The sequence below is a fragment of the Algoriphagus namhaensis genome (assembly GCF_042649705.1).
Lineage (GTDB): Bacteria > Bacteroidota > Bacteroidia > Cytophagales > Cyclobacteriaceae > Algoriphagus > Algoriphagus namhaensis.
Genome location: NZ_JBHRZS010000006.1, coordinates 903,697 through 917,991, shown reverse-complemented (window position 1 = coordinate 917,991; position 14,295 = coordinate 903,697). Strand labels below are relative to the sequence as shown.

Sequence of the window (14,295 nt, the reverse complement as noted above, 5' to 3'; positions counted from 1 at the left end):
TAAATTTGAAAATCCTATCCCTAAAGGCCGACTCGATAACGAATCAATACAGATTTTATGTAAAAGTCTTACAATTTTCCCTTGGGAAAAGTTATTTTCGTTCAGTGGCAAAAATAATGGAAGAATAGAGATGGAAATCATCACTCCCGATTTTAGTTATTTATGGATTGCCCAGGTCACTATGCTAGTGTATCTGGGGTTTTGGATTTATGCTCTTTTGGACATGATCCGATCTGAATTCAGAGATCCAAACCAAAAATTGATTTGGGCCTTGCTCCTTATTTTCATCCCTGTTTTTGGAACATTCCTGTACCTCAGTATGAGTAGAAGGACAAAAGCTTCCAAAATGAATACTTCTTCATATTTCCAAAAACGAATAAACTTTAGAAAATGATGACAGTACTGTTTTTTATGAATATGGGTCTAGGTGGAATTGTTTTTCTGCTTCTCAGTCTAGCTTACTTGGCTTTTTGGATTTACTGTCTAGTGGACGTAATCCGATCTGATTTCAAGGATCAAAACATGAAAATAATTTGGGTGATCATTATTCTTTTCGCACATATAATCGGCCCATTAGCTTATTTGGCCATAGGCAAATCCACCAAAACCTCAATTACCTAATCAGTTTTCTATATGTTCGGACTTGGAATAATCGGCTTTCTCATTTACGCCTACACCATATACGATGTGGTCATCAGCAATTTTCACCAGAGCAATGACAAATTGATTTGGATCTTAATCGTGATTTTGCTGCCGTTTTTGGGCACCATTTTATGGTTTGCTGTAGGCCGTGGAAAAAGAATCTGAGTAATTGGATCAGAATAGATCCCGCATAGCTTCTTTTAAGTTCGGATGATCAAACTCAAAGCCTGCTTTCTGGATTTTTTGGCTAGAAACACGATTGCCTCCGAGCACCATCGCTGCCATTTCGCCTAAAACCAATTTCAATACAAATTCAGGTACTCCCAAACCTACATACGGTTTTCCTGTGGCCTGTGCAGCCACCTTGGTTACTTCTTGATTGGTAGCTGGGTTGGGACCCACTGCGTTGAATGTGCCTTGTAGTGTGGTTTTTTCTAGAGCAAAAACAAACATTTTGGCCAAGTCCGCGATATGAATCCAACTCATCCATTGATCTCCTGACCCAAGTGGTGCTGCAAAGGGTGGCTTAAGGATTTCCTTAAGTGCTCCGCCACTACTATCCAACACAATTCCTATTCGGAGTAACACGGTTCGCAGCTGAAGCTCTTCCATTTTTCGGGCTTCTTCTTCCCATGCGATCACTACTTGGGCTAAAAAATCAGTCCCATTTGAAGATGATTCTGTCATCAAATTCGTACCGGTATTGAACCCATAATACCCAACTGCTGAAGCAGAAATAAAGGTACTGGGTTTATTGACCGCAGAATTAATCGCATCATGAAGTAGCTGAGTACTTTTGGTCCGTGACTCTAAAATGAGTTTCTTTCGATCATCCGTCCATCGTTTTTCTGCTACTCCAGCTCCCGCCAGATGGATTACCGCATCGGCCCATTCGATGGCCTCTGGATCGATCATCCCTTTGTCCACTTGCCAGAGAAAAGATTTCCTATTTTGAATAGTCCTACTCAACCAAGCCACGGCATAGCCCTTTTCTTCCAGAAGATCTGTAATTTTTTGGCCGACAAGACCAGAACCACCTGTGATGAGGACATTTTTCATAGTAATTCACTTAACTCCAAACCTGCAGCATTGTTGAAGGTAGAAATCTTTGGTGATTTAAAATTCAAAAGTTATACCGAATAAAAAAGGCTTTCTGGATTCTCGCTTACTTTTATTTGATGGATGACATTTTTATCAGCTTTTGCTAGACTCAAACGTGTTCAACTAGACCTAGGCCAAGGCGGAAATAAGATAATTTCTATCTTGGCGAAAAGTAAAAATTTTGACTCCAAAGGAAATCTTACGATACACTGGCAGATGGTCTGGATTTGCGGTCCTGATTGGGCTACTTTCAGGTTCTGCATCAGCTATTTTTCTGATCCTTTTAGAGTGGGCTACCAACTATAGAGAAGCCAATCCTTGGATCATCGCGTTGTTGCCTTTAGGTGGGTTGTTAATTGGCTATTCCTATCATCGTTTCGGATCAAAGGCTGTAAAGGGAAATAATCTTTTGCTTGATGAAATCTACCAGCAAAAAGAGCCTATTCCTTTACGAATGACTCCAATGGTATTGCTTGGAACGGTCATTACGCACCTTTTTGGCGGTTCAGCGGGTCGAGAGGGTACAGCTGTTCAAATGGGAGGATCACTAGCAGACCAACTCGATAAGTGGTTTGATCTGAGCCAAAGTGAGCGCAGATTAATTCTGATTTGTGGTGTAGCAGGAGGTTTTGCTTCGGTGTTTGGAACTCCCCTAGCAGGTGCCTTTTTTGCCTTGGAATGGATGCTGGATCGGAAGGTCAGGTGGAAGTCTGTGTTGCCCACTTTTGCTACAGCCTTTGTGGCTGACTGGGCATGTGAATGGGCTTGGGGAGTGGGGCATACGGCCTATGTCATTTCGGAAGTTCCTCCTCATACCCTAGTAAATTTCTTGTGGGTAATCCCTGCTGCTATTGCCTTTGGATTTTCAGGAAGACTCTTTGCCTGGTCCACCCATTTTTTCACGAAAATTTTTTCCAATGTTATTTCTTACCCCCCAATCAGACCGGTCATTGGTGGACTATTGATCGCCATGGTTGTATGGATATCGGACAATACAGATTACCTCGGACTTGGTGTTCCCCGAATCGTGGAGGCCTTTGAGACCCCACTGCCTTGGTACGATTGGCTGGCAAAGACCGGCTTAACTGCCTTCACTCTTGGTGCAGGATTTAAAGGTGGTGAAGTAACACCTTTATTTTTTACTGGAGCCACTTTGGGCAATGCACTTGCTGTTTGGATTCCCTTACCCTTGAGCCTTTTAGCGGGAATCGGTCTGGTCGGAGTTTTTTCTGGAGCCACTAATACTCCTGTGGCCTGTACACTAATGGGACTTGAGCTATTTGGACTGGAAGCAGGATTTTTTCTAGCCTTGAGCTGCGCCATAGCCTATTTAGCTTCGGGAGAATCTAGCATTTATTCAGCTCAGGATTTATCCTCAAAACCTATCTTTTTCAAGCGAAAACCTCCTTTAGGGTAACTGCTCCCCACAAGCTTTACAATATGCATCCGTAGGGTCGAGGCCAGCTTTGCCGCAGGTATTGCATTTTATCCCTTTGGCTAATTGCTCTCTGGTTCGCTGAGCGGCCATCTCAGAACTTACGATCCCTGTAGGAACGGCGATGATCGCATAGCCCAAAAGCATAATTATGGATGAAAAAAACTGACCCAAAGGCGTTGCGGGGGTAATATCACCAAAACCTACTGTAGTGAGGGTCACAATCGCCCAATACATTCCGATGGGGATATTATAAAAACCATGCTCTGGCCCTTCAATGATAAACATCAGCGTACCCATAATGAGGACTATGGTCAAGATAAAACCTATGAACAATAAAATTTTATGGGAACTAGATCGAATGGACCGTTTCAAAAACTCTGCTTCACTCACATATCGCCCCAATTTCAGAATCCGAACAATTCTCAATAATCGGAGAGCCCGAACTACGGTTAGCAATTGGGAATTGACTACAAAAAAACTTAAGTAGGTAGGCAAGATCGCCAGCAAATCCACCATTCCATAAAAACTGAAAATATATCCAGTGGCTTTGCGAGAGAGCCAGACTCGCAATAAGAATTCAATCGTAAAAAGAATGGTAAAGAGCCATTCTAGGAAGAAAAAAATCTCACCATACTGAGCACGGATGGAGGCGACTGAGTCTAATATAGCAACTAAGATGCTACCTAAAATCATCACCAGCAGGACGATATCGAATATCTTCCCTGGTAAATCATCTGCTTCAAAGACAATATGCGCGAGTCGCTTTTTACTCAAGTCCATGATGGAATTTATGAAAAATAAACGCTTGTACCCAATCTAGTCCAAGTAATACACGCGCTTAACTCTAGTGCTGATGTTTGTGAGGAGTTCATAAGGAATAGTTCCGATTCCTTTAGCCAAATCACTTAAGGACACCTCAGGACCGAAAACGATGGCTTCATCGCCTTCCTGAGCAGCAATACCTTCCAAATTAACCATGCACATATCCATGCAGACATTCCCAATGATTGGGGCTTTTTGTCCATGAATCAAAACAAATCCACCTCCATTGCTAAATCTCCGATCGTAGCCATCAGCATAGCCAATTGCCAGCGTAGCTATTCTTCCTCCATCAGGTAAAACCCCTTTGCGGGAATAGCCGATTGTGCCACCTGGAGGAATCTCCTTGATTTGGGAAATAGTGGTTTTCAAAGTCGAAATGGGCTTCAAAGCCCCCTCATTTTTTCCAGTTACTTCTACCCCGTAAAGTCCTATCCCCAGTCGAACCATATCAAATTGAAAACTTGGAAAAGCCAAAATCCCAGCAGAATTCAAAGCATGCGCTAGCGGTGCAATGGAAAGCATTAGCTTCAGCTTTTCCTTGATCCTCGCGAAAGTTTCCAACTGCTGAATAGAATACTCTTTATGTACTTCTTCATCCGCACCGGCCAAATGAGTGTAGATACTTTTGAGCTCCAATTGTGGATTTGCGAGTAGGATTTCCCCGAGATCGGCGAGCTCGCTTTCATCAAAACCCAAGCGATGCATCCCAGTATCGAAGTCTAAGTGAATACTGAGTTCGATTTTCTCTTTTTGGGTCAATGCTGCTGTAAATCGCAAAAAAGAGGGACTAAAAACAACGGGTTCTAAATCATACTGTTGGCAAAGCAGAAGTGATTCTTTCACCGGATTCAAAACCATAATGGGGAGAGTGATTCCCTCTTCTCGAAGGGCGACCCCCTCGTCAGTAAATGCTACTGCTAGATAATCTGCCCCCATGGATTGGAGGTGGTTTGCGATTTCTGCAGCCCCACCACCATATGCAAAAGCCTTGACCATTACCATTACTTTGGTCTGAGGTTTGAGCTGCTTCTTGTAAAAATTGAAATTGTGGGTGAGCGCGTTTAGGTTTATCTCAAGCGTAGTTCCATGGATGCGCCTTTGTAAGAAGTTCACAACTCTTTCAAAACCAAAAACTCGTGCGCCAGTGATCAGGATCAGATCCTCTTGAAAATCATTTGGAGATATTCCCTGAAGTAAATCTTGAGTAGTTTCAAATAAGGCAATTTCCATCGACCCAGCACTGGAAATTCGATGAACTTCCTTTCCGACAGCATAGACCTGATCGATTTCATATTCGCTGAGTAACCCCGAAATTTCACTATAAACCTCCTCCACTGCGCCATGCTGCAGTACATCTGAAAGAATCACCACTCGGCGCTTTTTCGGACGTTGAAGCTTCATAAAATCAAGCGCTACACGTAGACCAGCTAGATCATTGCTATAGGTGTCATCAATCAATAAGGACTCATTGGCTCCATCCTTCAACGTCAGGCGCATTTCCACAGGCTTCAGGTGATCTAGTGCTTGCTGGATTTTGGTGGATTGCTCCCCTAAGGTCAATGCTGCCACAAGTACGTGGGTGATATTTTCGAGTGAAGCAGAGTCTGAAAAAGGAACCTTAAAAGTGAGCATTTCCAGATCTTCTTTGAGCAATACGATTCTTGTACCTTGCTCTAATTTTTTTACCGATCGCACGAAAGTGGCTCCTGGCTCATCGCCCCAGCTGATCAATCGATCTGCTGAAAATTCTTGCTCAATAGAATTACTTAGTTCCGAATCATTTTTCTGATAAATGACAAATTTTGATCTTTTGAAAAGCTTCAACTTTTCCCAAATCTTCGCTTTCCTAGAAGGAAACCCTTCATCATGCGCACTACCAATATTGGTGAAAATCCCAAGGTGTGGCTGGATCATATTCTCCAAGGCATCCATTTCACCGGGTTTGGAAATCCCTGCTTCAAGGATCGCTACTTGGTGATAAGCAGATAGCCCAAAAATGGATAAAGGAACTCCCACTTGAGAATTGTAACTCTTTGGGCTTTTGCCCACCGTATACTCTTCAGATAAAACTTGACCTAGCCATTCTTTTACGATGGTCTTTCCATTACTGCCAGTAATCCCGAGCAAAGGCTTTTTGAATTGCTTTCGCTGAAAAGCTGCTATTTTTTGGAGCGCCTCGCGAGTATCAGGAACTGCAATAAAAATGAGACCTTCATCCTTCCGGATTTTATTTTCATCAAAGCTCTTCGAAACCAAAAAAGCTTTCACCCCAAGGGAAATCAAGTCCGGAATAAACAGCTCTCCACTCGCTTTTGCACCTTGAAGTGCCACAAAAAGAGTCTCTGTAGCTCGTACTACCTGCCGCGAATCGATCGCAACATTGGTGACGACAAATTCATTTTCACCGCAGAGTAATTTCCCTCCGGTCAGGTCTACAATCTGGGATATGCTAAGACCTTGCAGCATGGCTATGACTTATTTTTCTTCTTAAAGAATACTTGCTTAATCCAGCGTGGCAAAAATATCGCTCCTAAAATAAGGTATGGATAATAGGACAGAAGTCTCCACAAAATACTCGTAACGAAGGTGTAACCCTCCAGAAACTGGGTGAAGAACTGCCCAAAGAAAAACTCAGCTGTACCGCTACTTCCTGGAGTTGGTGAGATCATCATTACTATCCACATGATCACTTGTCTCGCAAAAACGATCACATGATTTTCAAGTGAGAGGGACACAAATGCTGTAATCAGCGCATTAAGCATTAGGTATCTGGAAGACCAGATGAAGATCGTGGCCAAAATAATTGGGAGCCAATAATTCCAACTTTTTCCAGAAAGCTCCTTGGAAGCCTCAATGATTTGATCTCCATATTCACTGGCATCGTGCTTCCATTTTCTCAAAAAACCAAGTGTAAAGATCTTCATCAGTACCCACTTGAAAACTCTTGGTCTATAAAACAAGGCCGCAGCCATCACCACACTGTAAATCGCATAAAGTGAATAACTAATCCAGAAAATGTACTCTAGGCTATTTTGAAGCTGACTTTCTAATACTTGACTTTCCGGAAAGATATTTCCCTTGGCAAAAAACAGAATAATGGGGGCCCCGATGACAAAGAATAAATTATCCAAAATGGCCGTGACCATGACATAGGCAATCGCTCGACCCAGCTTAATTCCTTCCTTATTGAGAATAAAAATAGCAACTGCTGTACCTCCTACGACGGATGGTGTCACCGCTGAGGCAAACTCCCAAAGAATGATCACATAAATCGACCGAGTCCAAGTGAGTTCCTGATTGGTAATGGTTCGAATTCGATAGACATAGCCCACATCCCGAAAGACAATGAGGAGTGCCGCCAGAAGAAGAAATGGAACAGACGCATCAAAAACTCCCTTGAGGGTGGTCGCATTCACCGATGGATCGAAGTAAAACATAGCAAAGACGATCCCGAGGCCGATCAAAACCGGTACCCAAACCTTGTTAGGATTTAAGGTCTGAAATATTTTCTTGTTGTCCAGCTTCATAGTTAGGCAGCCTCCACGGGTTCTATTCGCTCCACCCAAAAATTATTGAACCCTTCGCCAATGACAAGAGTAACTTCGGAGAGCTGCAACAGTTCGAGGATCGCCAAAAAAGTATAAATCACAAAGATCTTATCCGGTTTGTAATCGATAAAATCAGAGAAGGGCATCCTTTTCTTTAGACTCACCCGCTCCAAGACAAAATTCTTCTGCTGCTCTATGGTATACGGATATTGAATTACGGTATGCTTGGTTTCTTGCTCACGCGCTGCCAATTGAGCCATTTTTCGCTGAAATACCTTCAGCAATTTGTACAAATCAACATGCTGCATTTCGGCATCTACGTCCTCATCTTTGGATAAAGAATAAAACTCTTCCAATACATTGCCCCGCTTCTCTTTGTGGAGCTGGTCATATTCCATTTGCGCTAGCTCTTCGATGACAGACTTGTACTTTTTATATTCAAGGAGATTCCGAATCAGTTCCTCTCTCGGATCGATCTCTTCTCCTTGCTCATTGAGCTCCGGCCTCGGCAAAAGCATTCTCGACTTGATTTTCATCAGCGTGGCCGCGAAAAGAATAAACTCACTCGCTACTTCAATTTCCATTTTCTCCAAATGGTGGAGATAATCCAGAAAATCTTGAGTGATCTTAAAAATTGGAATGTCATAAATATCCAGCTCGTCTCGCTCAATGAAGAAAAGCATTAAGTCAAACGGACCTTCGAAAAGGGGTAATTTGATTTCGAAACTCAAAGGATATTTAAATTAATGGTTAATTTTGCTGATTGGAAACCAAAGATATTCAAATAAGCTAAAACTATTGGAATGACTTTGGATAAAGAACAGTCTAAAGAAATTGAGATTTTAGACAAGTCGAAAACAAAGCTGATCGTCAGCGGTTATTCATTTTTGACCCCAACAAAGCAAGTACGATGCTAATCGAACCAGGAGAATTACTAGCCCAAATAAATAGCCCAGATGATCTGAAGAAGTTACCCAAGGACAAACTGGTACAAATCTGTGATGAACTGCGTCAATTTATAATTGACAACGTCTCGGTATATGGTGGCCATTTTGGCGCTAGCCTTGGTGTAGTGGAGCTCACTGTTGCTCTTCATTACGTACTAAATACACCCGAAGATCAACTCGTCTGGGACGTAGGACATCAAGCATACGGGCACAAAATTCTAACCGGAAGAAGAGATCGCTTCCACACCAATCGTGTATACGGCGGCCTCTCTGGCTTCCCAAAACGCAAGGAAAGCGAATACGATACCTTTGGCGTAGGCCACTCCAGTACCTCAATTTCCGCAGCACTCGGAATGGCTGTTGGGTCCAAATACAAAAAGTCCAATATTCAGCACGTCGCTGTAATCGGTGATGGGGCCATGACTGGTGGTATGGCATTCGAAGGGATGAATCACGCGGGCGTTAGCGACAGCAACTTACTTATCATTCTGAATGATAACTGTATGTCCATCGATCCCAATGTGGGAGCGCTAAAGGACTATCTGACCGACATCACCACATCACATACTTACAATAAGGTAAAAGACGAGGTCTGGAAAATGCTTGGTAAGCTGAGCAAGTTTGGATCAAGTGCACAAGAGATCATTTCTAAAGTCGAAGGTGGTATAAAGTCTACCCTACTGAATCAGAGTAATCTCTTTGAATCGCTAAATCTTCGCTATTTCGGTCCAGTAGATGGGCATGACGTCAATCATTTGGCTGAAGTGCTAAACGACCTCAAGGATATTCCTGGTCCAAAAATATTGCATTGTATCACTGCCAAAGGCAAAGGATACGAGCCTGCCGAAAATGGTAATCAAACTACTTGGCACGCCCCAGGAACTTTTGACAAAGTCACTGGAGAAATCTATAAGAAGAAGCCCTCAAAGCCACAGCCGCCGAAATACCAAGATGTATTTGGCCATACCTTGGTGGAATTGGCTGAAATGGACGACAGAATTATGGGTGTTACACCAGCCATGCCATCAGGATCATCATTGAATATTATGATGAAGGCCATGCCTGATCGTGCCTTTGATGTGGGAATAGCTGAGCAGCATGCGGTGACATTTTCCGCAGGATTGGCCACACGTGGTTTGATCCCTTTCTGTAACATTTACTCCACATTTATGCAGCGTGCCTATGATCAGGTTGTGCATGATGTCTGCCTTCAAAATTTACCCGTGGTCTTTTGTCTAGATCGAGCTGGATTTGCTGGAGCAGATGGCCCTACGCACCATGGTGCATACGATATCGCGTACTTCCGCTGTATTCCAAATTTGGTGGTGGCAGCACCCATGAATGAGGAAGAACTCCGGAATATGATGTTCTCTGCTGTTGCAGAAGAAGGTCCTTATTCCATCCGATATCCTAGAGGAACGGGTGTCATGCCAGAATGGAAAACCGCCTTAAGCAAAATCCCAACAGGGCAGGGTCGAATTGTCAAAGAAGGAGAAGATGTAGCGATCTTGACTATTGGGCACATCGGAAATTATGCTGTTGAAGCATCAGAAGAACTCGCAAAAGAAGGCCTGAACCCTGCTCATTACGACATGAGATTTGTAAAGCCGCTTGATGGAGAATTACTACATGAGATCTTTGGCAAGTTCAAAAAAGTGATCACTGTAGAGGATGGCTGTCTCATGGGTGGCTTTGGATCTGCCGTGATTGAGTGGATGACTGACCATGGCTACCAAGCGCAAGTTAAGCGTCTCGGTATTCCAGACGAAGTGATCGAACATGGAACACAACTTGAGCTTCATCGCGAATGTGGCTTTGACCCAGAGGGTATAGCCGAGGCTGTAAGGAGCTTTAGTGAAGTGGCAAAAGCAAAATAATTCCACCCTTTCATGTCTCAGATTCATTTTTTTGAAAAAGGAGAAGGTCAGCCCTTAATCCTGATTCATGGATTCTGTGAAACAGGAAAAATGTGGACGCACTTTGCCGAGGAACTTTCAAAAGACTTTAGAGTAATCTGCCCAGATCTGCCTGGATTTGGGAAAAGCCGTCTCGATGCAGATGAGCTTTCACTTGAAATAGTTGCCATTTGGCTGGAAGAGTGGATGGAGGAGCAATATATCGAGGATCCCATAGTGATTGGACATTCCCTAGGTGGCTATGTTGCTCTGGCTCTTGCTGAGCTTTTGGGCAGTCAAATCAAAGCGATTGGCCTTTTTAATAGTACCTCCTTCGCAGACGACGAATCCAAAAAGGAAATGCGTGATCGTACCTTGATTTTTTTACAGAAAAACGGCGCAAAGAAGTTTGTCACTTCATTTGTCCCACAGCTTTTTCCTGAAAACCGACGCGAAGAACTGGCTTCAGAAATAGACGAGGCCGTGAGTCAAGCCCAAGAATCGTCTTTAAATGGACTTTTGGCCTTTACCAAAGCCATGCGTGATAGGAAGGATAGATCGGAAATTCTTGCTCACTTCCAAGGTAAAAGTCTGCTCATCGCAGGAACAGAAGATGGCGCGGTAAGAATTGAAGCTAGTCGGGCACAAAACTCACTAGTCACTCAGTACTTTGAACTAGAGGGAATGGGGCATATGGGTATGATCGAAGAGAAGGCCACTACACTTGATATGGTGAGAGACTTTTGCCTTAGTACGCTAGATTAGAGCGTTTTGCCCAAAAGAGAGACTAGCTTCTCTAGGTATTTTTGATCCACCTCATCAAAATCGCTCAAGGATTCGCTGTCGATATCCAAGACCCCAAAAACTTCTTTGCCCTTAAAAACCGGAACAACAATCTCCGACCTTGACGCAGAGCTACAGGCGATATGACCTGGAAAGGCATCGACGTCGGGCACGATCAAGGTTTGACTTTTTTCCCAAGAAGTACCGCAGACACCCTTGCCCTTATTGATTCGCGTACATGCGATAGGTCCTTGAAATGGCCCCAAAACGAGCTGTTCTCCTTTAACTAAGTAAAAGCCAACCCAAAAAAAGCCAAAGGCCTCCTTCAGTGCTGCTGAAATATTGGCAAGGTTAGCATAAAGATCTGGCTCGCTACTAATGAGTGCTTCTATCTGGGGTAGAATTACCTCATAGATCTCTGTTCTAGAAGTAGTTTGTGGTACGTAAAGACTATCAGACATGGTAGTAAAATCGGAGGATATCTCCTTCAAGTTCTAATTCGTTTTGACTCGGGGAGGGTAGTACAGGTGCAGGAATTCCCTCTCCAAATTTGCTTTGACCGGTAAACACCCGAGCCTCATCCCATAGTTCGGCAGAGATGAATTTATTTAATAGAAAAGCTCCCCCCTCCACGATAAGGCTCTGAACCTTTCGCTGATTGAGGTCCGACAACAATTCTTCAAGCGAAAAGTCTTCTATTAACTTGACGTATTCCAAATTTTCTTGCTTCTCACTTTTCTGGGTATTGTAGCAAATCGTAGGAATGGTGCCATTAAAAAGGTTCAAACCCTTCGTTAATTCCAGTCGAGAATCGATCACCAATCGCAAGGGATCATTTCCCACCCAATCGCGCACATTCAGTGATGGATCATCATACTTCGCCGTATTTTTTCCCACCAAAATCGCGTCTTCCTCCGCTCTCCAGCGATGCACCATTTGGCGGCTTGCTGGATTACTGATCCATTTGGAAGAGAAATCCTTTCTCGCTACAAAGCCATCCTGGGTTTGAGCCCACTTAAGTATGATATAGGGTCTTTGAAGATTCATTTGGGTGAAAAATCTTCGGTTTTGGGCACGAGCATCTGCTTCCAAAACTCCAACCTTAACCTTTATTCCAGCGTCTTCAAGGATTTTAACCCCTTTTCCACCAACAAGCGGATTAGAATCCATCGTGGCGATCACCACAGATTTGATTTTCTTTTCTACCAAGAGATTGGCGCAGGGTGGGGTTTTCCCAAAATGTGCACAGGGCTCCAGCGTGACATAAGCAGTAGCTTCGGAAAGCAATTCGGGTTGCTTGACCGAGTGGATAGCATTGACTTCGGCATGAGCCTCTCCATATTGGCGATGGTATCCTTCGCCGATGATCTGATCAGCATAGACGATTACACAGCCGACCATAGGATTTGGTGAGACCGAACCTCGACCCAGCTCAGCCAGCTCCAGTGCCCTTCGCATGTACATTTCGTCTCGAGTCATCATTCTTTGGGAAGAATAGTCAAAAGCTCCAAGTCCGTTTGTGAATTAGTTTCTACGGGTACATTTCGGATGACCAAAGAATCGTATCGGTCATCCTTAGGGTCTACGTATATGGTGTAAACACCCGAGGGAATTCTAAATAAAAAAGTCGAAGAAGTATTGGTTTGAGTGGAAAGTGAGTCATCCCCTGAAATGACATAAATGGCCGGTTTCAGCGCTGAGGGTGAAATTCTACCTTCGATTTCGCCGGAGCCGATTCCAGAAATAGCCGTGACTTTGGGATCAAGATTCAGCGTCAAAGGATCTTCATTCAAGACTTTGATAGATCTTTCCAAGTCAAAATCGACCAACATATCATAAGCTAGACCAAACTCAACTTCTTCTTCAAAATCTAAAGGAATCTCTTTAAGCCGAGAATCTGCCAACGGCAATGGGTAGCGCCTATCATTTAGCCAAAGATAATGTGTGTCTCCTAGCAGAAGTCTACCTCCCACAATATTCCCCACAGGTAGTTCACCTCTCGCCATCAACAAAGCCTCCCCTCCAACGAGGGCGCTAATCTCGATTTCCTTCACTCCAGGCTTGTATTCAAAATAAAAAGTTTCAAGCGTTGATTCCCTTCCTTGCACCCGTACATCCACCTCCACACCCAGAAAACTGACAAATACCGAATCCCATTTGGCTGGAGAGTCTACTAAAATCACATTGAGCAAGGCTTTCTGATCGCTCGATGGATCCTCACATGAACTTAATAGGAAGAGGCTAATTAAAGCAATGACTAAAAATTTACCCATCGATCTATATCCCATTTGGGCCAAGGGCCATTTGTTAAATTTAATTTACCTCAAGCACAATGGGATCGATAACCTTGATCTTTCCATTTTCCACAGCTACATTTTCGATGGTTAAAGCCTTGTAAGTATTATTCGGAGAAATTTCTAAGCTGTACAAACCATCTTCCACACCTAGGATTTTGAAGTTACCATCATCATCCACTTGGGTATTATACTCTTCACCAGCTCCTACCATTTTCACTCCTATAGGTTGAGCTTCAACAGGCAAGACTTGCCCCATTACTCCTGTTGCAGACTCTTCCATATAGGCCCTCAAGACAGGCTTCAAAATGATATTTCCTGAATTTCCAGCGACAACAATGGATTTTTCCACATCAAAATCAATAACCAATCCATAAACTTGTCCGCTTTGTACTGGTTCGTCAACTTTAATTTTCAAGCCACTTTGCTGTGCACTTGGGGTTTTCAAATCAGACCTTTCCCCATCAATAACTACAAAATTATCATCACCCAAAACCAGTCGTATTTGCTTAATTTCTCCTTCTGGCAAATCTTCAGTTCCCAAGAATTCAGATTTTTCCCCAACGAGGGTCAACAAGTTCACATATCTATCATTTTCATTGTAAGGAACCTCAATCCATTCAGATTCATCGTCCTCAGCTGCATCATTCATTAGCACCCTTATGGCTAAAATTTCAATCCAAACTTCTTCGAAGTCCCCGGGAGCATCAACTAGATAAAAATTGACTTTGGCGCTTCCCGAAGCGGGAGAGTCCACTTCATCACCACATCCTTGGAATAAGAATACAATAAGTAAGGGAAATAAATATATAAGCTTTTTCATAG

The 14,295-nt window shown here is 43.3% G+C and carries 15 protein-coding genes; 6 read left to right on the top strand and 9 right to left on the bottom strand.

Translation table 11 applies throughout. The features are described from left to right. Nucleotides 1–130: 130 nt before the first annotated feature. From ACFOSV_RS07535 to ACFOSV_RS07525, 3 genes are read left to right on the top strand one after another with little or no spacing between them, the layout of a single operon-like run. Nucleotides 131–394 (top strand): PLD nuclease N-terminal domain-containing protein, encoded by a 264-nt coding sequence (locus ACFOSV_RS07535; RefSeq protein ID WP_377904996.1) that lies wholly within the window; start codon nt 131–133, stop codon nt 392–394. After that, nucleotides 391–621, top strand: coding sequence for a PLDc N-terminal domain-containing protein (locus ACFOSV_RS07530; protein WP_377904994.1), 231 nt, complete (start codon nt 391–393; stop codon nt 619–621). Before ACFOSV_RS07535 ends, ACFOSV_RS07530 begins: the two co-directional genes overlap by 4 nt. Before the next feature lie 12 nt (nt 622–633). Next, nucleotides 634–807 (top strand): PLDc N-terminal domain-containing protein, encoded by a 174-nt coding sequence (locus tag ACFOSV_RS07525; RefSeq protein ID WP_377904992.1) that lies wholly within the window; start codon nt 634–636, stop codon nt 805–807. 9 nt (nt 808–816) lie between these two features. Here the strand turns inward: ACFOSV_RS07525 and ACFOSV_RS07520 are convergent, their stop codons facing one another. Continuing rightward, the gene (locus ACFOSV_RS07520; protein WP_377904990.1) at nt 817–1,701 is read right to left on the bottom strand and encodes a TIGR01777 family oxidoreductase; all 885 of its coding nucleotides are present in this window, start codon (nt 1,699–1,701) and stop codon (nt 817–819) included. Between the two features lie 223 nt (nt 1,702–1,924). Between ACFOSV_RS07520 and ACFOSV_RS07515 the strand changes: the two genes are divergently transcribed. Then, nucleotides 1,925–3,160 (top strand): voltage-gated chloride channel family protein, encoded by a 1,236-nt coding sequence (locus tag ACFOSV_RS07515; protein WP_377904988.1) that lies wholly within the window; start codon nt 1,925–1,927, stop codon nt 3,158–3,160. Here ACFOSV_RS07515 and ACFOSV_RS07510 read toward each other — a convergent pair. Genes ACFOSV_RS07510 through ACFOSV_RS07495 form a run of 4 tightly spaced genes read right to left on the bottom strand, consistent with a single transcriptional unit; the run spans nt 3,152 to nt 8,282 of the window. Continuing rightward, nucleotides 3,152–3,961, bottom strand: a complete 810-nt coding sequence (locus ACFOSV_RS07510; protein WP_377904986.1) for an ion transporter — start codon at nt 3,959–3,961, stop codon at nt 3,152–3,154. The two genes, ACFOSV_RS07515 and ACFOSV_RS07510, sit on opposite strands and share 9 nt — an antisense overlap. Nucleotides 3,962–3,997: 36 nt before the next feature. Further along, complete coding sequence (locus tag ACFOSV_RS07505; RefSeq protein WP_377904984.1) at nt 3,998–6,469, bottom strand: bifunctional UDP-N-acetylmuramoyl-tripeptide:D-alanyl-D-alanine ligase/alanine racemase; 2,472 nt, start codon at nt 6,467–6,469, stop codon at nt 3,998–4,000. Between the two features lie 2 nt (nt 6,470–6,471). Then, on the bottom strand, nt 6,472–7,530 hold the full coding sequence (locus ACFOSV_RS07500) for a lysylphosphatidylglycerol synthase transmembrane domain-containing protein (protein WP_377904982.1): 1,059 nt from the start codon (nt 7,528–7,530) through the stop codon (nt 6,472–6,474). A 2-nt stretch (nt 7,531–7,532) separates the two neighbouring features. Further along, a complete protein-coding gene (locus ACFOSV_RS07495; protein WP_377904980.1) occupies nt 7,533–8,282 on the bottom strand; it encodes a segregation and condensation protein A in 750 nt (249 codons plus the stop codon). 179 nt (nt 8,283–8,461) lie between these two features. On the opposite strand from ACFOSV_RS07495, the gene dxs reads away from it, so the two are divergent. Beyond that, entirely contained in the window at nt 8,462–10,375 is a 1,914-nt protein-coding gene (dxs, locus tag ACFOSV_RS07490) for a 1-deoxy-D-xylulose-5-phosphate synthase (RefSeq protein WP_377904978.1), read from the top strand. 12 nt (nt 10,376–10,387) lie between these two features. Then, a complete protein-coding gene (locus ACFOSV_RS07485) occupies nt 10,388–11,158 on the top strand; it encodes an alpha/beta fold hydrolase (protein ID WP_377904976.1) in 771 nt (256 codons plus the stop codon). On the opposite strand, the gene ACFOSV_RS07480 is transcribed toward ACFOSV_RS07485, so the two are convergent. Genes ACFOSV_RS07480 through ACFOSV_RS07465 form a run of 4 tightly spaced genes read right to left on the bottom strand, consistent with a single transcriptional unit; the run spans nt 11,155 to nt 14,293 of the window. After that, nucleotides 11,155–11,637: a GAF domain-containing protein gene (locus tag ACFOSV_RS07480; protein ID WP_377904974.1), complete on the bottom strand. Its 483-nt coding sequence runs from the start codon at nt 11,635–11,637 to the stop codon at nt 11,155–11,157. The two genes, ACFOSV_RS07485 and ACFOSV_RS07480, sit on opposite strands and share 4 nt — an antisense overlap. Next, nucleotides 11,630–12,655 (bottom strand): bifunctional diaminohydroxyphosphoribosylaminopyrimidine deaminase/5-amino-6-(5-phosphoribosylamino)uracil reductase RibD, encoded by a 1,026-nt coding sequence (gene ribD, locus ACFOSV_RS07475; protein ID WP_377905310.1) that lies wholly within the window; start codon nt 12,653–12,655, stop codon nt 11,630–11,632. Before ribD ends, ACFOSV_RS07480 begins: the two co-directional genes overlap by 8 nt. Continuing rightward, nucleotides 12,655–13,449, bottom strand: coding sequence for a DUF4382 domain-containing protein (locus ACFOSV_RS07470; RefSeq protein WP_377904972.1), 795 nt, complete (start codon nt 13,447–13,449; stop codon nt 12,655–12,657). The genes ribD and ACFOSV_RS07470 overlap by 1 nt, the downstream gene beginning before the upstream one ends. Nucleotides 13,450–13,489: 40 nt before the next feature. Beyond that, on the bottom strand, nt 13,490–14,293 hold the full coding sequence (locus ACFOSV_RS07465) for a DUF4382 domain-containing protein (RefSeq protein ID WP_377904970.1): 804 nt from the start codon (nt 14,291–14,293) through the stop codon (nt 13,490–13,492). Nucleotides 14,294–14,295 lie beyond the last annotated feature (2 nt).

Coding starts and splice junctions, on each gene's coding strand:
- ACFOSV_RS07510 (WP_377904986.1), bottom strand. CDS start 3,961: ATGGACTTGAGTAAAAAGCGACTCGCGCATATTGTCTTTGAAGCAGAT.
- dxs (WP_377904978.1), top strand. CDS start 8,462: ATGCTAATCGAACCAGGAGAATTACTAGCCCAAATAAATAGCCCAGAT.
- ACFOSV_RS07470 (WP_377904972.1), bottom strand. CDS start 13,449: ATGGGTAAATTTTTAGTCATTGCTTTAATTAGCCTCTTCCTATTAAGT.
- ribD (WP_377905310.1), bottom strand. CDS start 12,655: ATGACTCGAGACGAAATGTACATGCGAAGGGCACTGGAGCTGGCTGAG.
- ACFOSV_RS07530 (WP_377904994.1), top strand. CDS start 391: ATGATGACAGTACTGTTTTTTATGAATATGGGTCTAGGTGGAATTGTT.
- ACFOSV_RS07500 (WP_377904982.1), bottom strand. CDS start 7,530: ATGAAGCTGGACAACAAGAAAATATTTCAGACCTTAAATCCTAACAAG.
- ACFOSV_RS07485 (WP_377904976.1), top strand. CDS start 10,388: ATGTCTCAGATTCATTTTTTTGAAAAAGGAGAAGGTCAGCCCTTAATC.
- ACFOSV_RS07525 (WP_377904992.1), top strand. CDS start 634: ATGTTCGGACTTGGAATAATCGGCTTTCTCATTTACGCCTACACCATA.
- ACFOSV_RS07535 (WP_377904996.1), top strand. CDS start 131: ATGGAAATCATCACTCCCGATTTTAGTTATTTATGGATTGCCCAGGTC.
- ACFOSV_RS07480 (WP_377904974.1), bottom strand. CDS start 11,637: ATGTCTGATAGTCTTTACGTACCACAAACTACTTCTAGAACAGAGATC.
- ACFOSV_RS07505 (WP_377904984.1), bottom strand. CDS start 6,469: ATGCTGCAAGGTCTTAGCATATCCCAGATTGTAGACCTGACCGGAGGG.
- ACFOSV_RS07465 (WP_377904970.1), bottom strand. CDS start 14,293: ATGAAAAAGCTTATATATTTATTTCCCTTACTTATTGTATTCTTATTC.
- ACFOSV_RS07520 (WP_377904990.1), bottom strand. CDS start 1,701: ATGAAAAATGTCCTCATCACAGGTGGTTCTGGTCTTGTCGGCCAAAAA.